The following is a 19,602-nucleotide window of genomic DNA, read 5'->3' as shown; positions in this document are numbered from 1 at the left end:
GTATTATTTAATGGTGGATTCCATTCAGGCTGAGAACATCAAACAACATTTTATTGAATTGATCAGCCGGCAATCCGCAAATCTCAGATAAATATAAACATGGTATGAGTAAGATAGTAGTGATTGGCAGTTCCAATACGGATTTAATCGTGAAAGTAAAAAAGTTTCCCAAGGCAGGTGAAACAATTAAGGGGGCCTCCTATCTCCAGGCGATGGGGGGCAAAGGAGCGAATCAGGCGGTGGCTGCACATCGGCTTGGGGGAGCAGTGAAATTTGTAACCAGCCTGGGCAAAGATACCAATGGACTGAATTCCCTGGGATATTATAAGGAAGAGGGATTGGATGTCTCTCTATCTTTGATTGTCGAGGATACCTCTTCAGGAATAGCTATGATTTGGGTGGACGAGAAAGGAGAAAACAGCATTGTAATAATCTCAGGAGCGAATGAGATGCTTTCTCCCGGCTATATCCGCGAAATCGAGAAAGAGATATTGGAGGCTGACTTGATTGTCCTGCAAATGGAGATCCCATACGACACGGTCAAAGCCATTTGCGACCTTGCCTACGAAAATAAGAAACAGATACTGTTAAACGTGGCGCCCGCGAGAAAGTTAGATGAGGACATCATTAAAAAGACAGATATTCTGATCGTAAACGAAACCGAAGCCGAAATCGTTTCAGGAGAAATAATGGAACATATCGGCGAAGAGGGAATTGTTGACAAATTATTGGCTTTGGGTGCAAAAACTGTTGTTTTAACACTGGGAAAACGAGGTTGTCTGTTAAAAAACGACCAAATATATTTACAGGTACCGGCTTTCTCTGTGAAAACAGTAGATACGACAGCAGCAGGTGATACGTTCTGCGGTGCTTTAGCCGCAGAACTAAGCAAAGGTCGCAGTTGGCATGAGACGCTTGAATTCGCATCCGCAGCAGCCGCCATTTGTGTCACACGTATGGGAGCACAGCCTTCTATCCCCACAGAAACCGAAGTGCGTAATTTCTTAAAAATGAGAACAACAAACCATTAATTTATATTGAATTCATGTTTATCGTACAGAATTATCCGTTCGCAGTGTTACTCTGCCTTATTACCATGCTTTGCTGGGGATCGTGGGGCAATACGCAAAAATTAGCCGCAAAGACATGGCGGTATGAACTGTTCTATTGGGATTACGTGATCGGTATTGTACTCCTTTCCCTTATTCTGGGATTCACGCTGGGAAGTATTGGCGGGCAGGGGCGCAGTTTTATCGACGATATTGTACAGGTAGATGCAAATAATTTCTGGAATGCGTTTGTAGGAGGTATTATTTTTAATGCATCCAATATATTATTGTCGGCATCCATCTCATTGGCGGGAATGTCGGTCGCATTTCCCGTGGGAGTGGGATTGGCACTTGTATTAGGTGTATTTATCAATTATTCCGGAGCACCGAAAGGCGATCCTGTCATCCTGTTTGCAGGCGTAGTCCTGATCGTCATCGCTATTATTCTCAACGGCCTTGCCTCGGGAAAAGTGAGTTCGGGAACGGAAGCAGGCAGGAATAAAAGGAAAGGGATTATTATTGCCGTATGTGCCGGGATCCTGATGTCTTTCTTCTATCGGTTTGTCGCTTCTGCAATGGACCTGAATAATCTGGAGAACCCCACACCCGGGATGCTGACTCCCTACGGTGCATTCTTTATTTTCTCGTCAGGGATATTGGCAAGTAATTTCATATTCAACACCGTTGTCATGAAGAGACCCTTTCTGGGAGAACCGGTGAGTTATTCCCAATATTTCAAAGGCAGCCTGGGCACACATTCAGTGGGAATTTTTGGTGGTATTATCTGGGGTGTGGGTACGGCTTTGAGCTATATTGCCGCAGGAAAAGCGGGTCCGGCCATTTCTTATGCTCTGGGGCAGGGTGCACCCATGATCGCCGCTTTATGGGGTGTATTCATATGGAAAGAGTTCAAAGGTGCTTCCAAGCCGGTGAACCTGTTACTGACCCTTATGTTTATCCTGTTTATCGGGGGACTAGCCATGATCGTCATCTCCGGCGGAAGTTAGACGCAAGCAAAGTCTTTAAATAATCTATTTTGGGATGATGGTTCACTACGGGTTGAGGCCATCATCCTTTTATTTTCCTACTTATCGCATTCATTCACTATTATCGAATCGGCTTTACATTCGTCTCAATTGTCATATTACTCTCATTGACACATTATCCTCATTGACACATTAGTCACATTGGCACATTAGTCACATTGGCACATTAGTCTCATTCACACATTAACTAATCATCCTCTTCCTCCTCCCACACCACTTCAGGTTTTTGTGGACCCTGTTTGCGGAAAACAATGGCAAAAATGAGACCGCTAACGGCACCCGAGAGATGTCCTTCCCATGAAATGGAAGTATCCACCATCTCCGTGATGGGAAAAATACTCCAGATAGTGCTTCCATAAATAAATGCAACAATCAGGGAAACCGCAACCAAAGGGATATACTTCCTGAAAATTCCGCTAAAGAAAAGAAAGAAAAGGAGCCCAAACACAAGTCCGCTTGCACCCACATGATAAGAAGCGCGTCCGATGACCCACGTCAGAAAACCACCTGAAAACCAGAGGCATATGAAAGCAACAAATGCGATCTTACTGTAAAAATAGAACAAAAACCAGATCAATATCAGCAGAGGGAGCGTATTCGACAGCAGATGGGACAAAGAGGTGTGTATAAAAGGTGAAAAGATGATCCCCACCAAACCGTCAACAACTCCCGGCAATATCCCCCAACACGAGAAATCCCTAGCAAACACCCCTGCAGAGTCGACAACAAATGCCATCCAGGCCAGGACGACAAACACAATGGCGGGAAGGAGAGCAAGCCGCGCCCGCCTCTTCTCTATATCATTGTCCCACAATGAGTTATATGCATTCATTCCTTGGGATATAGCCTCTTTTCATCTGTTTTTCACAAATATACGAACTATTTTTTTCTCCCCCGCACAAGTCAATAAAACCGAAAATTATTTATTCTTTGCTTGTAGATTAGATTTCCTTTTATTATCTTTCGCAGGAATTAAGCGGCACACTTTACCCTAAATTATACAACGATGAGTTACTTGAAATTTGACAAAGACCTGATGATTAACCTGGAGTATTCTCTATACCGAAATGTTTTGAGAACAAACCGAAGGGGAGCTTATCAGAATACATCCATATCGGGTTGCAATACAACGAAATACCAGGGGCTTCTTGTGATGCCCGTCCCTTACCTTGACGACGAGAATCATCTCATCCTCTCCTCTTTTGATGAAACGGTAATACAGCACGGAGCGGAATTCAACCTGGGTATTCACCGCTATGCCGGAGACAATTACAACCCGAAGGGGCACAAATACATCCGGGAGTTCAACTGCGACAGCGTACCCAAAACGATCTACCGGGTGGGAGGCGTGATACTGTCCAAAGAGATCATGTTCTCCTCGAAAGAGAACCGGTTAATGATCCGCTACACGCTTTTAGGCGCCCATTCCCCGACTTCCATACGTTTCAAACCCTTCCTGGCTTTCCGGAAAATATCTCAACTCACACGGGAAAACGATCAGGTAGACAAATCCTACCGCGAAGTGGAAAACGGTATCAGCACCTGTATGTATTTCGGTTATCCGGAACTGTTCATGCAGTTCAATAAAAAACCGGAATTTGTCTATCATCCCGACTGGTATCGCAACATTGAGTATCTGCAAGATTTACAAAGCGGCGACACATTTCAGGAAGACCTGTATGTACCGGGATACTTCGAAATGTCCATCACCAAAGGTGAAGAGATCATCTTCTCCACCGGAGATATCATGGTAGAGACCTCCACCCTGGCAAAAGAGTTTGATTATGAAATACATAAACGGACTCCACGGTCCAATTTCTATAACTGCCTCAAAAACTCAAGCCATCAGTTTTATTATATCCCTCAAAAGGACGAATATTACCTTCTGGCGGGATATCCCTGGTTCAAAGTGCGTGCCCGTGACCAGTTCATTGCTCTTCCCGGCTGCACCCTTTCGGTAGACAAACCGCAGGATTTTGAACTGATGATGGATACGGCCATTCCTCACCTGCGGGCTTTCATGAAGGACAAGCCATCGAAAAGTTATCTGAAGCAGATAGACGATCCCGACGTATTACTATGGGTGATATGGGCGCTTCAGCAGTTCTGGAAGGAGAAGAAGGATGTTTTCCTGGAGAAATACAGTGATTTCCTTTATGAAATCATTGATTATATAACCACGGGCAAGCATCCCAATCTGGTTCTGGATCAAGAGACTGAATTACTTTCCACCTACGGCCGTGATGCAGCTGTCAGCTGGATGAATGCCACCATCGACGGCAAACCGGCCGTACCCAGATCAGGCTACCTGGTAGAATTTAACGCACTATGGTACAATGCGTTGAAGTTCTCGGAAGAAATAGCCCGGAGAAAAAACAAAGATAAAGAGGCATCCGATTTTGAGGAACGCGCACGCTTGTCGGGCAACTCTTTTAAAGAGCTCTTCCTCAATCCTGCCGGCTATCTTTATGATTATGTCGACGGAAACTATAAAGATCCGGAGGTACGCCCCAATATGCTCTTTGCCGTATCGCTCCCTTATTCGCCTCTGGAAAGAGGACAAAAGAAATCAGTGATCGATTTTATCACCAAAGAACTACTGGCTGCATGCGGTATACGATCGCTTACCCCGAAAAGCGACAAATTCCGTCCCCATTACACAGGAACGGAGAACGAGAAAAAATTCGCCTATTTCAACGGGATGTCTTTCCCATGGTTATTCGCCCACTATATTGAAGCTTATTTAAACCTGTTCCACATCAGCGGATTATCCCTGGCAGACAGGATCATGGTGGAGATGGAGGGGCAGATGCAGAACGACTGTATCGGCAGTATCTCGGAATTCTATGATTCACACCCACCATTCATCGCCCATGGAGGATATTCCTTTGCCATGAGTGTGGGTGAGTTGCTGAGGGCACAACAGATTATCAGCAAGTATAGCGCTGAATTGGAAAACGGAAGATAGGAAATGGGAAGTCTGAAGTGAAGAAGTGATTTTAATATGACAAACAACGTTCAACGGAATTCGATAGAATCGACGGAGTCAACTGTAGTTAATGAGAATAATGAGCCAATGTGAATAATGTGACAATGTGAATAATGTGGCAATGTGAATAATGAAAAAGAAGTCAAGAAGTTATTATTTGTTTTTTCACTTTTAATTCTTCATTTTTAATTTTTAATTCTTCATTTTTCATTCTTCATTCTTCACTTTTCATTCTTGGCTCTTGGATCTAAAAGAAATAATATGAAAGCATTGATGTTTGGATGGGAATTCCCGCCTCATATACTTGGAGGATTAGGGACGGCAAGTTACGGACTCACACGGGGGATGGCGAAACAGGAAGATCTGGAGACCATTTTCGTGATCCCCAAGCCCTGGGGCGACGAGGATCAGAGTTTTATGAAGATCATAGGAGCCAACAACACTCCTATTGTCTGGCGGGATGCACCATGGGAAACAGTAAAACCGCGACTGGAAAAATTCATGAATCCCCAGGAATACTACCGGCTGCGCGACAATATTTACGCCGATTTCAACTATATGCATACAAACGACCTGGGATGCGTCGAATTCTCAGGCAGGTATCCGAACAATATCCTGGAAGAAACCAATAACTATTCTATCGTGGCAGGAGTGATTGCCCGCACCTATGATTTTGATGTCATCCATTCGCATGACTGGCTCACCTACCCGGCCGGACTCCATGCAAAAAGTGTTACCGGCAAACCATTGGTGATCCATGTGCATGCCACCGAATTCGATCGCAGCAGGGGCAAGCCCAATCCGATGGTCTATGGAATTGAGAAAGACGGAATGGATAACTGCGATCACATTATCTGTGTGAGCGATCTGACCCGGCGTACAGTCATTGAAAATTATCACCAACCTCACTGGAAGGTGACCACCGTGCATAATGCCGTAGAACCGCTTAGTCCTGAAATAGAAGCCATTGAACGGATTTCCGGTGTGCCAGAGAAAGTGGTCACCTTCTTAGGACGTATTACCATGCAAAAAGGACCCGAATTCTTCGTAGACGCCGCCACACAGGTAATTAAAAAGACCGATCACATCCGTTTTGTGATGGCAGGCAGCGGGGATATGATGGATCAGATGATCCGTCTGGTAGCCGACCGTAGTATCGCGCACAAATTTCATTTTACCGGATTCCTTCGCGGCAAGCAGGTATATGAAATGCTGAAATCGAGTGACGTTTATGTGATGCCTTCCGTATCGGAACCCTTTGGGATATCGCCTCTCGAGGCAATGCAATGCGGCGTGCCGAGCATTATCTCTTACCAGTCTGGTTGTTCTGAGATCCTCAACAATGTCATCAAGACCGACTATTGGGACGTGGATGCGATGGCTGATGCGATCTACTCCATATGCACCTACCCTGCAATGGCGGAGCACCTGAAAGTAGAAGGAAAGATAGAAGTAGACAATATAAAATGGGAAGATGCCGGATTGAAAGTCCGCCGGATTTATGACAGCCTTATGTAAAATCAAGAAACAAACAAGAAATATGAAGACAATTTGCATTTATTTCCAGCTCCATCAACCATTCCGGTTAAAGAGATATCGTTTTTTCAATATCGGCAGGGATCATTACTATTTCGATGACTATGCCAACGAAGATATACTGCAACAGATTGCTACCCGATCGTACGTCCCTGCCAACCGCATGTTGCTCGACCTGGTAAATCAATATAAGGGAAAATTCAAAGTGGCTTTTTCCATCTCGGGCGTAGCCTTAGAACAACTCGAGATTTATGCGCCGGAGGTGATAGATGGTTTTCGGGAACTGGCCAAAACCGGAAGTGTGGAATTCCTGACGGAAACCTACGCCCATTCACTGGCCAGCCTTTACGATCCCGAAGAGTTCCGCAACCAGGTAAGACATCATTCCGACAGGATAGAGTTGCTTTTTGAACAGAAGCCGACCGTTCTCCGTAATACGGAACTGATCTACTCCGATGAGATCGCTGAAATGGTATATGACATGGGATATTCGAAAATGATCACCGAAGGCGCCAAACATATATTGGGATGGAAGAGTCCTAATTATGTCTATCAGGCAGCCACACAACAAAAACTGAAATTGTTGCTCAAAAATAGTCGTTTCAGCGATGACATAACCTATCGTTTTTCGAATTATAGCTGGAATGAGTATCCGCTGACGGCAGAGAAGTTTATCTCATGGATAGCCGGCACCCCTCCCGAGGAAGAGGTGGTCAATCTTTTCATGAACTATGAAACGCTGGGTAACCTCCAGCCCTCATACACCGGTATTTTCGAATTCTTTAAAGCCATGCCCCGTTTTGCTTTCGAGAACGGAATCGGATTCTCCACACCCGGCGAGGTGTTGGACTCGCATGAACCTATTGGGATCATGAACGTGCCCAATCCTATCTCCTGGACGGATGAGGAACGCGACCTGAGTGCGTGGGTGGGCAATAAACTCCAAAAGAGCGCACTCCAATCATTGTATGAAGCAGGTGAAAGGGTTCGCTTGTGCACCGACCGCCGGCTCAAACAGGATTGGCTCTATCTGCAGACCAGCGACCATTTCCATTATATGTCCACCAAACATTTCGGGAGCGGACAGAGCCAGTTTAGCCCCTATATGTCACCTTATGACGCTTTCAACAATTACATGAATGTGCTGAGCGACTTCATTGGCCGTGTGAAGGCTCAGTATCCCGATACGGTGGATAACGAAGAGTTGAACGCGCTCCTTACCACCATTCACAATCAGGAAATGGAGATCAAACGTCTTCAGGCTGAACTGAAAAAAGTGATCGGAAGAAATGAGGAGATGTTAGTAGAAAAGAGTCCAAAAACACAAAAATCGGAGAAGTAAACATTTACCTTTCCCAAGACAGAGTAAAAGGGTGGAACACATCTATTTGTGATCCACCCTTTTTCTATTTTCGATATCTGGAATCTGAAAAACAATTCCAAACAGTCACTATCGATTGTCTCATTTATTTCGCGTAACTCACCGCGCGCGTCTCACGAATTACCGTGATCTTCACCTGGCCGGGATAGGTCATCTCGGTTTGTATCTTACGCGCAATTTCGGATGACAGTTTTTCGGTATCCTGGTCGTCGATCTTGTCGGCACCTACTATCACCCTGAGTTCACGACCAGCCTGGATGGCATATGTCTTCACCACACCCGGATAGGAGAGCGCCAATTGTTCCAGGTCGTTCAGCCGCTTGATATAAGCCTCTACGATCTCGCGGCGGGCACCGGGACGCGCGCCGGAAATAGCGTCGCACACCTGCACGATAGGCGCCAGCAAACTTGTCATCTCCACCTCGTCGTGATGGGCACCGATGGCATTGCAGATATCGGGTTTCTCCTTGAACTTCTCTGCAAGCTTCATTCCCAGCACAGCGTGCGGCAATTCGGGTTCGTCGTCGGGTACTTTCCCGATATCATGCAACAAGCCGGCGCGTTTCGCTTTCTTGGGATTCAATCCCAGCTCCGAAGCCATAATAGCACAGAGATTGGCCACTTCTCGGGAGTGTTGCAGCAGGTTCTGTCCGTAAGAAGAGCGATATTTCATCTTGCCCACCATACGCACCAATTCGGGATGCAGACCATGCACACCTAAGTCGATCACTGTACGCTTGCCGGTCTCCACAATCTCATCTTCAATCTGCTTCTTCACCTTCGACACCACCTCCTCAATGCGCGCCGGGTGGATTCGTCCGTCAGCCACCAACTGGTGAAGCGACAGGCGGGCAATCTCACGGCGGACAGGGTCAAAACCGGACAGGACAATGGCCTCGGGAGTATCATCCACGACGATCTCTACGCCTGTTGCCGCCTCCAATGCGCGGATATTACGCCCCTCACGTCCGATGATACGTCCTTTCACTTCATCAGAATCGATATGAAATACTGTAATAGCGTTCTCAATGGATGTCTCGGTTGCCACCCGTTGAATGCTCTGGATAACGATACGCTTCGCTTCTTTGTTGGCCGTCATTTTGGCCTCTTCCATGATCTCGTTGATATAAGACTGTGCCCCGGTCTTGGCTTCCTCTTTCAAAGACTCTACCAGCCGCTCTTTGGCTTCCTGCGCGGAAAGCCCGGAAATGGTCTCCAGTCTTTCCACTGATTGTCTGTGTAAACGCTCCAACTCGGCTCCTTTCTTATCGAGGAACTCCTGTTGATTTGCCAGATTCTGCTTTACCTCATCCACCTCGGCCACCCTCTTATTCAGCTCCTCCTGCTTCTGGTTGAGCGTCATCTCTCGCTGTTTCAGCCTGTTTTCGGTAATCTGGATCTTGGATGTGCGGGCATTCGCCTGCTTCTCCGCTTCTGTCTTCATCAGAAGCGTCTCTTCCTTCGCTTCGAGTAAGATCTTCTTCTTTATTACTTCGGCATCTTTCTCCGCATCGCTCAAAATATTCTGAGCGCGCGAATTGGCCATCTTACCGGTCACGTACCAGGCCACAACAGCCCCGATCAGCAATCCGATAATACCTATTACTATTTCCATATTGTCTATTATTAAATTGATTGTTATACACTCACCGGAAAAATTTCTGATTCCGGAAAGGGATTTAATTCCACTTCTTACTAAATAAAAAAAACACACTCAATTACACACATCCCGGCCGATGCATATAAATGGTGCGTCTGTCATCCTATTGGATATCAATAGAATATATTATCTCTTGAGATAATTATCCAACTCGCCTATCAACGAATCTATCTTATCTTCAAAGGGTTTCGTGTTATTCTTACTTCCAAGAGAAAAATTTTCTGCCAATGCCTGAATGGCTGTCATCACCACAAAATCCTGCGTTGTCATGTTGGAATTCTCACCTCCATACACAACGCGGTATTGGTTTATTTTATTATTTATCTTTTTGGCGGCATCACGGAAAGCCTGCTCCTCCGACCGTTTGATTTTCAGTGGATATTTCCTGCCGGCAATCTCTAATGTCAATAAAAATTTTTCGTCGCCCATCACATAAATTTTTCAGAAAACTATTTCAACAAATTTATGCACTTATCTACTTCTCGCACCAGTTTCGACAGTTTTGCCTTAGCCGTGTCCACATCTACCGAAGCGGCAGTGATAGTTCTTGCGATTTTCAAACTGTCATATTTTGCCTTCAACTGCTCCAACTCTTTCACTGTCTCGTCGAGATGGATTCGCCCAGACCGTATTTCAGCCTTTAGCCGGGCATTTTCCTCCTTTAAAGAGTCACATAAAAACAACACCTGTTTTATTCGTACCTCCAGATCAACAAGCAGCTTATTATGTTCTTCAGCCATATGCAAACAAAAACTCACGCAAATATAAACATTGAAATGGAGTTTAACAAATTAATTGTCTCTTATTTTGCGAGGCTCAGTTTATTTTTTATTTCAAACGATTTTTACAGGAGCAAGGGCAAAGGATCAAATCAGAAGATGTATCATGAATTTCGGCATGTTATTTATCAAGTCATGGATTATTGAACTCCCAGCCAACCTGCTCTATGGCATTTTGTCCGGGATTTTGTACCTTTGGGCTTGGAATGGGAGATGAAGGATCGTGTAGTTTGCCAATAAAAGATATAGTTTGCTCCATAAAACATAAAGGGATAGGAAGGATAATATGAGGAATATAACAATCAGTGATCAGATCACGGAAGTGTGCCCGGGGTTCCATGTTGCCGCCATTGCATGCGAAGTAAGGAACAGCTCTCATCATCACGGCTTATGGCAGGAGATCGACGCCTTTTACAACCGGTTCGCCTCTACCTATAAAATAGAAGATATCAATCAGCGTCCGGCCATTTATGCCACACGGCAAGTATATAAACAACTGGGAAAAGACCCCAATCGTTATCGTCCCTCTTCTGAAGCGTTGTGCCGCAGGATACTGAAAGGGCAACCACTCTATCGCATCGATACCCTGGTCGATCTCATCAACCTGATTTCTCTCAAAACCGGCTATTCCATCGGCGGATTCGACGATGCAAAGATACAGGGAGACCTGGTGCTGGGGGTAGGTGAAGCCGGAGAGAAGTTCGAGGCAATCGGGCGGGGATTGCTGAACATTGAAGGTTTACCTGTTTACCGCGATGCGGTGGGTGGCATCGGCACACCCACCAGCGATGAAGAGCGCACCAAGATCACCGCCGGCACAACACGCTTACTGATGCTGGTCAACGGCTATTCCGGCGGGGAAGGACTCCAGGAAGCGGTCGATCTTTCGGTGGAGTTATTGAAAAAATATGCCGAAGCCCGGGAGATAGAGATCGAATTATTGAATGTGAACGGTGCCGCAACGCCGCATTGATCTTTTCTTCCCGGTTCATCTTTTTTCCATTGCCCGGAATGAACAACTCTCCTTAAAAACCGTTATAGTTTACAAAAAGGAAGCCGGCTAAGAAAAACTGTTTTGAATTTTTTCATCCATTGTTTTTTAGCCATTTTTTGATGGATTTGGATTTTCATTGATTGAAATGTGGCGGGCCACTTAAAAGAAATGAAAGTTCAAAGGCGCGAAAAAGGGCAAAAAACAATATGAAAGAGTGGAAAAATAAGCGTGAAAGAATTACTCGTAAAATTCAAAACAGTTTCTAAGGTTAATAACCACAAAAGGACGCTGGTTAATAAGCACAAAAAGCTCTTTCTGAAATATAAACGCCAAGACCTCTATGAGACGAGCAGGTAAATTATCTCTTTTCATCTTTTTCATTGCATTATTTTTTTTCACAATCGGCTGTAATCCCGCTCAATCCGGCGACGACGATCAACTTAGCTCCAGCCCTGATAGCACTTTCGTCGATGATCAGGAAGAAATAAAAAAAGAACTGACAGGAGAGGATATCCGGTTAGAGAAAAATATCCGGTACGACAAATACCTGCTTGATGATGAATATCCCTATAAAGACACTACCCGCCACTTCCAATGGGAGAAGATACAGGAGCAGATCGCAGTGATCGAGAACGCGATGGCAGAGGGAGGTAACTGGGGCGTCTTGAAAAATTACAGGAACATGAACAAAGAAGCCCCCACAGTGGCCGATTTCGTGAGGAACGAATATGGGCGGGTTTCCGATCAATTCGGCGTGGAACGCTATCAATCGGCCCCGCTCTATTCTGTCGACGGCGATACCACACTGGTGCGTTACGGGAGGGACGGATGGATCGTGAAACTGCCGGATAACGATACCAGCGAAATGGTCAGGGTGAAAGGTGTTTCATTCGAAGGTGAATTCCTGGTTCCGAACCGTTACATCCTATCGTGGCGCGACAGTGTCCGCTTCAATAAAGTGATAGCGGTCGACGTGACAAATCAGAATATTGCCACACTGGAAAAAAATGGCGATACCTGGCAGATACTAAGTATGAGTCATGCTACCACCGGCGTTCACAAACCGCCCTATGCACAAGAAACACCCACCGGTATCTTCGCGGTGCAGGAGAAAAAAGAGAAAATGCTTTACCTCAGAGACGGGACAAGTGAAATTGCCGGTTTCGCCCCCTATGCCAGCCGGTTTACCAACGGTGCATACGTGCATGGCGTGCCGACACAATATCCAAATAAAAGTATCATCGAGTCCAGTCCAACCCTGGGTACCACTCCCCGCTCCCACATGTGTGTAAGAAATGCGTCGTCACACTCAAAATTCGTCTTCGACTGGGCAACTGTCAAAGAGTCCGTGGTTGTCGTAATTGATTGATAATTGAGTCGCTCCGCTACTCCAATAACAATTGAGTCGCTCCGCTACTCCAATAACAATTGAGTCGCTCCGCTACTCCAATAACAATTGAGTCGCTCCGCTACTCCAATAACAATTGAGTCGCTCCGCTACTCCAATGACAATTGAGTCGCTCCGCTACTCCAATGACAATTGAGTCGCTCCGCTACTCCAATGATAATTGAGTCGCTCCGCTACTCCAATGATAATTGAGTCGCTCCGCTACTCCAATAACAATTGAGTCGCTCCGCTACTCCAATGATAATTGAGTCGCTCCGCTACTCCAATGATAATTGAGTCGCTCCGCTACTCGATTTTCAATTCCCCGCGGGGTAAAACAAGTTTACTTTTTGCTCTCACTTAACGAAATAGTTCGTATATTTGGACGTTAATTCCGGAATATACGCTATGCTTAAAATAATTATTTGTTTTTTCTTCCTTTTTTCTCTTAGCTTCTTCCGCCCTCTGGGCGGGAAAGAGGGAAATGTGGGACTCGAAACGACAGCATTGCCTGAAGATGAGAGTCAATGGCTGTTTGAACAGATGGAACTGGACGGATTGGTACGGCTGGATGCCTTCAAATCGGCATACAGGGGTTACAAGAAGTTAAATAAAGGCAATAATCCCTTACTCACCCTGGTCGATTTCAGCCTGCCATCGACTGAGAAAAGAATGTACGTGCTGGATCTGGAGAAAAAGGAAATCCTTTTTGTCTCCTACGTGTCTCACGGGCGTAATAGCGGGGAAAATTACGCCACATCGTTCTCCAACCGGGACGGCTCACACCAAAGTTCTTTGGGTTTCTACCGTACAGCCGACACTTATAATGGAGGAAACGGCTATTCTCTGCGGTTGGATGGATTGGAAAAAGGTATCAACGATAAAGCCATGCAACGGGCTATCGTCATTCACGGGGCCGACTACTGCAGTGAAAGCGTTATAAAATCTACCGGACGGCTTGGACGAAGTTTCGGTTGTCCCGCCCTTCCCAGGGAACTGAATAAACCCATCATCGACACCATAAAAGGTGGTTCACTGCTGTTCATTTACGCCGATCAGCCGGAATATCTGGCCAACAGCGAAGTGTTGAAGCAAGAACAAACCCTGATGGAGAAAAATATATTGAGTGCCCGCAACAATACTCGGCAGGGGGCTCTCAGCTTCTCTTCAGCCGGATCCTGAAAGTGGTCCCTTTTCCCTGTTCCGACCTTTTGACAAAGATCTCTCCCTTGTGATTCTCTTCCACGATTCGCTTCACAAGCGTCAAACCAAGTCCCCATCCTCTTTTCTTTGTGGTGTAACCGGGAGAAAAAATCGTTTTGAATTTTGATTTCGGAAACCCTCTACCGGTGTCGGAAATATCAAGGCAGACCCATTCATCCTTTTCGCAGATATCAAAAGTAATGACACCCCGCCCCCGCATGGCGTCGACTCCATTTTTCACAAGATTCTCAATAATCCATCCGAAAAGCGACTCGTTCAACTCGACCTTTACCGGAAACTCCGGAAACCGGGTATGGAAAACCACTTCAGACGAAACCCGTTTTTCCAGATATTCCAGCGAATGCTTCACCACCGCCCTCAGATCCACCGCTACCAAAGCTGGCGCAGAACCAATCTTGGAGAACCGCTCCGCGATCATTCTCAGACGGGAGATATCCTTATCGATCTCAGTCAACAATTGCTGATCCACCTCCTTGAGTTTCATATACTCCATCCATGCCATCAGCGATGAAATAGGAGTTCCCAGCTGATGCGCGGTCTCTTTAGACAATCCCACCCATAGCCTGTCCCGTTCTGCCCGTTGCGAACGGTTCAGGGCAAAAAACGCGAGGCCGATAAAGAATGCGATCACCAACAGCTGGAGATAGGGATAGAGGTGCAACATCTTCAGGGTATATGAATCATCATAATAGAGCAGTTGGTTCATCTCATGCAGCGCGATAGGGTCCCGCTTTCGGCCGAATTCTTCCATTTTTGTTTGTAAATAGGACTCTGCCTCCTCTTCGGGGAACTTGACGTTACGAGGTGTCAATTTCCCCGAACTTCTGTCGTACAATATGATGGGAATGGTGGTATTGCTTTCCAGAATCCGTAATACTAACGACATATCCATCTCTTCATCCGTCACCATCGATTCGGTCGCCAACGCCCAAATCTCCATCTTCCTGCGCTCCTCATCCGCCAACTCCTTCACTAGCTCGTTCGAAAGCCATAGCGACAGCAGGGCAACAACAATCGCCATAATTACAAAAAGGTATGTGAGAGGCTGTCTGGGATGCATTTTGTAAATTAAGAATTAAAAGTGAGTGAGGGCTGAGGCAAGCTTGCCCGCACTATGCCGGGTGACGACAAAAAACCTACAAAGTGAATATTTCAGTCTTTTTTTTAGGCAAATGGCCGCTTCGGACACGCCATTCATGAGGATATGAATTATTTGCCCGGTTACCGAGATTCTTCACAAAACCCAACGGTTCTCCCTTATAGGTGAGAATCAGATAACCTTTGGACGCACCCGGCAGAATAACCGCCTCACCCCGCAGGTAGGAAATAGCCTCCTCATACGTCACCTCATACATAGGGAATGCTTTGAGGTTTAGCTTCCCGCTCATCGCCAACATGTGGGAGGGGATAAAATCCTTTCCCTTTTTCTGACCCATTTCTATACCCACTGAGATTGTTTTCAACTGCCCATCCAGGGTGAGGATCTCTCCGGAATAAGCCGCGGGGAGCGCAACTATACGATTACCCTCCTCCACAAAATCAAAAGAGTCAGGATCCAACAGCAGATGAGTGTAAGCCGAACGATCCTTCACAAATGGAGATGGTTTTCTTTTATTTTTTATCCGCCTCCGCTCAGGAATTGTTTCCTCCGCCTCTGCTTTTCTCAGTACTGTTACGAATAACCCTTCGCCCTGGGTCTTATGTGGAAAAAAACGACAACCCTCCACCCGGTCATCAAACGAAGGAGAGATACCCCACCTTTCATCCATTTCCACCGATACAAATTCCGCGCCCAATTCACGTGCGGCCCAAAAGGCATTTTCCTCATTCTCAGCAGTATTATAAGTACAGGTACTGTAAATAAGCAATCCGCCGGGTTTCACTGCCGGCCAAATGTCATTCAGTATATCTCTTTGCCGTAGCGCACACATCTCCACATTTTGGGTCGACCACTCTTCCACCGCCGTCTCATCTTTGCGAAACATCCCTTCTCCCGAACAGGGAGCGTCTACCAATACCAGGTCAAAAAGGCGGGGAAAGGCAGAGAAATCCTTTGCCATATTATTGGTGACTATCACGTTGGGATGGCCGAATTTCGATATCGTCTCCGACAAGACATGAGCGCGCTGGCGAACCAGTTCGTTGCTCACCAACAAGCTTCCTTCCGGAAGAGCGGAAAGCAGGGAAATCGATTTCCCGCCAGGGGCGGCACACAGATCGAGACATACCATAGGTTCTGCCGCCTCTGCCCCCCATTGGTTGACCACATGCTCCACAAACATCGAAGAAGCTTCCTGCACATAATAATATCCGGCGTGAAAAAGAGGATCGAAGGTGAAAGAAGGGCGCTCTTCCAGATAAAAACCCCATTGAGACCAAGGCACCCGTTGCAAAGGAATCACCGGTTTTAACGGATTACGAGCCGACTTGGAAGGATTCAGGCGAAGGCTGACTGAAGCATCCCCGGCCAGTGCTGATAAGAACGGTTCCGCCTCGTTGCCCAGTAACGACCGAATAGATGATATAAAATCTATGGGAAAATCCATCTGTCTACTATTTTAAATACAAAGATAAAAGGTTTTTCGGCTTATCAAATTAATTCGCATACTCGTTTTAAACTCTTGATAAAAACAGTATCTTTGTGACGAAACACTATCATAAAAAACGATAAAAATGAGCAAAATTCTGATTTTCGCGGGATTATTGTTATCCCTCTCCATCGTCGCGCAAGATCGTCCTGATCCGCAACCGGCACCAGACACCTTCGAAAAGTTCAACGTGGGCATGGCGGGCTACACGTTTGTCAACTTCGATCTCGACAAAACACTCGAAACCATGGAAAAATGCGATGTGAAATATCTCTGCATTAAAGATTTCCATCTCCCCTTCAACAGTACCGATCAGGAAATAGCCGATTTCCATGCCACGTTGAAGTCCAAAGGCGTGACAGGTTATGCTGTCGGCCCTATTTATATGCGCTCGGAGAAAGAAATTGACGATGCATTCGAGTATGCAAAACGCGTGGGCGTGAAACTGATTGTGGGAGTTCCCAATTATGATCTGCTGCCTTATGTGGACCGGAAAGTGAAGGAGTATGACTTCCATTATGCCATCCACCTGCATGGGCCTGATATGCCATTGTATCCTGATGCGGATGATGTGTGGGAAAATGTGAAAGATCTGGATCCCCGTATCGGCATATGCCTTGACATAGGCCACGACACCCGCAATGGCAAGGATCCGGTCAAAGACATCGAGAAATACCATTCCCGCGTGTTCGACATTCATATGAAAGATGTCACAGCGCCTACCAAGGCCGGATACTCAGTGGAGATCGGACGTGGGATCATCGACATTCCGGCATTTGTAAAAATGCTCCGTCAGGTAGGATACGAAGGCGTCTGCAGTCTCGAACATGAACGTGATATGAAAGATCCGTTCCTGGGGATCGCCGAATCCATCGGTTATTTCAGGGGAGTGATTGCCGCCACAAAGGAAAAACAGTGCTGCGGCAACGCTAAAAAAGAGTAAATGACGGGCTTGAATAAATAATGAATGCATGACCCGTTTCATTTCTGCATACGAGACGGCAGGCAGAAAAGAATCAAGAGGGGATGGATCCGACACCATACTTCCCCTTTTTTAATTCATGGGGATGACGTACCTTTGCCTCGCTCTTTAAAAAGATAGAGCTCATTGGAGGTAAAATGGTAATTATGGATCACAAAAATGACAATATGCGTTGGGAAGTAATTGAAAGGGAATATCTTCACAGGCGGCCCTGGTTGACGGTCCGTCGGGAATCATTACAAATGCCCGACGGCACTGTGGTCCCTGAATATTACGTGCTGGAATACCCCAACTGGGTGAATATCATTGCCATCACCAAAGAAAGAAAATTTATTCTGGTAAAACAATACAGGCCGGGGATTGAAAAGACCTGTCTCGAACTTTGTGCCGGCGTATGTGAGAAAGATGACGCGTCGCCGCTGGTCTCGGCGCAACGCGAGTTAATGGAAGAAACCGGTTACGGTGGCGGGAGATGGAGTGAATTCATGTGTGTCGCCCCTAATGCCAGTGCCGCAAATAATTATTCTTATTGTTTTATTGCCGAGGATGTTGAAAAACTGGGAGACCAGGCACTGGACGAATCGGAAGAATTGACGGTTCACCTGTTTTCTTTTGAAGAATTGAAAGAACTTCTTGAAAGCGGCAACGTTGTCCAGGCCACCATGGCAGCTCCATTATGGAAATATATGGCATTACATGACAAATAAATGCTATTTCATCGCACTCCGTGCATCAGCTTTTGCAGTTTTCTTGATTCACCATCGACAGGACAATAGGCGACAGGCAAAGTTCACCTTCACACCCGGCTCCCCCCTGCATACCAATGGCAATCACGAGGTAACCCACTGATAGCAAAAGCAGTCCGATTGCCTGTTTCACTGGCGAGGAGGGCTCCCTTTTGCTGGCTCCCAAGGCAAGCCACAACTGAGCAAACAGCGGCGCGAAACGTTCGGCAATAGAAATGGAAAATACGAAGTAGAGCCATTTAGGGTGTCTGACGGTTGTCATAGTCATAATTGTGGATAAGGATTAATTTTGCAAAAGTAGCCATTTTGATCTGATTACTCCCTCCTTGAAACCAAACATTTTTGATATATATACCGGAAAGCATCTCTTCTTTCCCCTATTTTACCTATTTTTGTAAATGAATCTCCCCGCCGCAGGCGGACGGGGTGTCTTAAAGGAATAATTATCACTCCCCTCGGCAAACAGAAGGGAATTAAAACCCCAGAGATGAAAAGGTCTGCAAACAAGAGATGAAGAATCCGGCACTTTATTTAATTCCCGTCACATTGGGTGATACCCCTGTTGAGAGGGTAATCCCTTCCTTCAACACAACTGTGATATCCGGTCTGAAATATTTCATTGTGGAAAACATACGTTCGGCACGCCGTTTTTTGAAAAAAAGCAATCCCGATATCGATATGGATGGTCTCACCTTTTATGAACTGAACAAGCATACCGATCGTAATCGGATCGAAAGTTATCTGTTGCCTATGAAATCGGGCGAAAATATGGGAGTAATCTCCGAGGCCGGTTGCCCCGCCGTGGCTGATCCCGGAGCAGATGTGGTGGCTATCGCCCAACAGGAGGGCTACAGGGTTGTCCCGCTGGTAGGACCCTCTTCTATTCTGATGGCCGTCATGGCCTCCGGCTTCAACGGACAGAGTTTCGCCTTCCACGGTTACCTGCCGATCGACGCGGGCGAGCGGGCAAAGAAACTCAAACAGCTTGAAGCAAGGGCGTACAACGAAGACCAGACTCAACTTTTTATTGAAACACCCTACCGTAACCTGAAACTGGCAGAAGACATACTCCAACATTGTAAACCGCAAACCCGGTTATGTATTGCCATGAACATCTCCTGCGAAGATGAATTCATTGTCACACGAAGGGTAAAGGCGTGGAAAGGCAAACTGCCGGATATGCATAAAAAACCGACTGTGTTTTTGATTTATAAAGCGTAATATTGTTGTGAAACACAACT

Annotated in this window: 18 protein-coding genes; 11 read left to right on the top strand and 7 right to left on the bottom strand. The window is 46.1% G+C overall.

Features of this window, described 5'->3' with window-relative positions; all coding sequences use genetic code 11:
• The first annotated feature begins 104 nt into the window (after positions 1 to 104).
• Together rbsK and D7D25_RS09235 are read left to right on the top strand one after the other, a co-directional pair.
• On the top strand, positions 105 to 1,031 hold the full coding sequence (gene rbsK / locus D7D25_RS09240; RefSeq protein WP_122968675.1) for a ribokinase: 927 nt from the start codon (positions 105 to 107) through the stop codon (positions 1,029 to 1,031).
• 14 nt (positions 1,032 to 1,045) lie between these two features.
• Positions 1,046 to 2,056: a GRP family sugar transporter gene (locus tag D7D25_RS09235; protein WP_122968674.1), complete on the top strand. Its 1,011-nt coding sequence runs from the start codon at positions 1,046 to 1,048 to the stop codon at positions 2,054 to 2,056.
• Positions 2,057 to 2,282: 226 nt separating this feature from the next.
• On the opposite strand, the gene D7D25_RS09230 is transcribed toward D7D25_RS09235, so the two are convergent.
• Entirely contained in the window at positions 2,283 to 2,927 is a 645-nt protein-coding gene (locus D7D25_RS09230) for a rhomboid family intramembrane serine protease (protein ID WP_122968673.1), read from the bottom strand.
• Positions 2,928 to 3,101: 174 nt separating this feature from the next.
• Here D7D25_RS09230 and D7D25_RS09225 point away from each other — a divergent pair, with 174 nt between their 5' ends.
• The 3 genes from D7D25_RS09225 to D7D25_RS09215 all read left to right on the top strand — a co-directional run bounded on the left by D7D25_RS09225 (position 3,102) and on the right by D7D25_RS09215 (position 7,962).
• Positions 3,102 to 5,063: a glycogen debranching enzyme N-terminal domain-containing protein gene (locus D7D25_RS09225; protein WP_122968672.1), complete on the top strand. Its 1,962-nt coding sequence runs from the start codon at positions 3,102 to 3,104 to the stop codon at positions 5,061 to 5,063.
• Positions 5,064 to 5,345: 282 nt separating this feature from the next.
• Positions 5,346 to 6,602: a glycosyltransferase family 4 protein gene (locus tag D7D25_RS09220; protein WP_122968671.1), complete on the top strand. Its 1,257-nt coding sequence runs from the start codon at positions 5,346 to 5,348 to the stop codon at positions 6,600 to 6,602.
• A 22-nt stretch (positions 6,603 to 6,624) separates the two neighbouring features.
• On the top strand, positions 6,625 to 7,962 hold the full coding sequence (locus D7D25_RS09215) for a glycoside hydrolase family 57 protein (RefSeq protein WP_122968692.1): 1,338 nt from the start codon (positions 6,625 to 6,627) through the stop codon (positions 7,960 to 7,962).
• Positions 7,963 to 8,086: 124 nt separating this feature from the next.
• Here the strand turns inward: D7D25_RS09215 and rny are convergent, their stop codons facing one another.
• From rny to D7D25_RS09200, 3 genes are all read right to left on the bottom strand, one after another.
• Positions 8,087 to 9,616 (bottom strand): ribonuclease Y, encoded by a 1,530-nt coding sequence (rny, locus tag D7D25_RS09210; protein ID WP_122968670.1) that lies wholly within the window; start codon positions 9,614 to 9,616, stop codon positions 8,087 to 8,089.
• Positions 9,617 to 9,787: 171 nt separating this feature from the next.
• Positions 9,788 to 10,090, bottom strand: coding sequence for a cell division protein ZapA (locus D7D25_RS09205; RefSeq protein ID WP_122968669.1), 303 nt, complete (start codon positions 10,088 to 10,090; stop codon positions 9,788 to 9,790).
• 20 nt (positions 10,091 to 10,110) lie between these two features.
• Complete coding sequence (locus tag D7D25_RS09200) at positions 10,111 to 10,401, bottom strand: hypothetical protein (RefSeq protein WP_122968668.1); 291 nt, start codon at positions 10,399 to 10,401, stop codon at positions 10,111 to 10,113.
• A 325-nt stretch (positions 10,402 to 10,726) separates the two neighbouring features.
• Here D7D25_RS09200 and D7D25_RS09190 point away from each other — a divergent pair, with 325 nt between their 5' ends.
• From D7D25_RS09190 to D7D25_RS09180, 3 genes are all read left to right on the top strand, one after another.
• Positions 10,727 to 11,413 carry a B3/4 domain-containing protein gene (locus D7D25_RS09190; protein WP_122968666.1) on the top strand — a complete coding sequence of 229 codons (687 nt, stop codon included), beginning with the start codon at positions 10,727 to 10,729 and terminating at the stop codon, positions 11,411 to 11,413.
• 361 nt (positions 11,414 to 11,774) lie between these two features.
• Positions 11,775 to 12,803, top strand: a complete 1,029-nt coding sequence (locus D7D25_RS09185) for a L,D-transpeptidase (RefSeq protein WP_122968665.1) — start codon at positions 11,775 to 11,777, stop codon at positions 12,801 to 12,803.
• Between the two features lie 426 nt (positions 12,804 to 13,229).
• Positions 13,230 to 14,003, top strand: a complete 774-nt coding sequence (locus tag D7D25_RS09180; RefSeq protein ID WP_255417250.1) for a murein L,D-transpeptidase catalytic domain family protein — start codon at positions 13,230 to 13,232, stop codon at positions 14,001 to 14,003.
• Here the strand turns inward: D7D25_RS09180 and D7D25_RS09175 are convergent.
• Both D7D25_RS09175 and D7D25_RS09170 read right to left on the bottom strand, forming a co-directional pair.
• Positions 13,978 to 15,066: a PAS domain-containing sensor histidine kinase gene (locus D7D25_RS09175; protein WP_122968691.1), complete on the bottom strand. Its 1,089-nt coding sequence runs from the start codon at positions 15,064 to 15,066 to the stop codon at positions 13,978 to 13,980. The genes D7D25_RS09180 and D7D25_RS09175 overlap by 26 nt on opposite strands.
• A 115-nt stretch (positions 15,067 to 15,181) precedes the next feature.
• Positions 15,182 to 16,591, bottom strand: a complete 1,410-nt coding sequence (locus tag D7D25_RS09170; protein WP_122968663.1) for an rRNA cytosine-C5-methyltransferase — start codon at positions 16,589 to 16,591, stop codon at positions 15,182 to 15,184.
• 127 nt (positions 16,592 to 16,718) lie between these two features.
• Here D7D25_RS09170 and D7D25_RS09165 point away from each other — a divergent pair, with 127 nt between their 5' ends.
• Together D7D25_RS09165 and D7D25_RS09160 are read left to right on the top strand one after the other, a co-directional pair.
• Entirely contained in the window at positions 16,719 to 17,576 is an 858-nt protein-coding gene (locus D7D25_RS09165; RefSeq protein ID WP_122968662.1) for a sugar phosphate isomerase/epimerase, read from the top strand.
• A gap of 185 nt (positions 17,577 to 17,761) precedes the next feature.
• Positions 17,762 to 18,322, top strand: coding sequence for an NUDIX hydrolase (locus D7D25_RS09160; protein WP_185140245.1), 561 nt, complete (start codon positions 17,762 to 17,764; stop codon positions 18,320 to 18,322).
• A gap of 25 nt (positions 18,323 to 18,347) precedes the next feature.
• Here D7D25_RS09160 and D7D25_RS09155 read toward each other — a convergent pair whose 3' ends face one another.
• The gene (locus D7D25_RS09155; RefSeq protein WP_185140244.1) at positions 18,348 to 18,623 is read right to left on the bottom strand and encodes a hypothetical protein; all 276 of its coding nucleotides are present in this window, start codon (positions 18,621 to 18,623) and stop codon (positions 18,348 to 18,350) included.
• A gap of 248 nt (positions 18,624 to 18,871) precedes the next feature.
• On the opposite strand from D7D25_RS09155, the gene D7D25_RS09150 reads away from it, so the two are divergent.
• Positions 18,872 to 19,582, top strand: coding sequence for an SAM-dependent methyltransferase (locus D7D25_RS09150; RefSeq protein WP_122968660.1), 711 nt, complete (start codon positions 18,872 to 18,874; stop codon positions 19,580 to 19,582).
• Positions 19,583 to 19,602 lie beyond the last annotated feature (20 nt).

This window comes from Proteiniphilum sp. X52 (assembly GCF_003712195.1).
In the GTDB taxonomy this organism is placed as follows: Bacteria; Bacteroidota; Bacteroidia; order Bacteroidales; family Dysgonomonadaceae; genus Proteiniphilum.
Note: the sequence above shows the minus strand (reverse complement) of the source record. Positions and strands in the feature narration are given on the sequence as shown.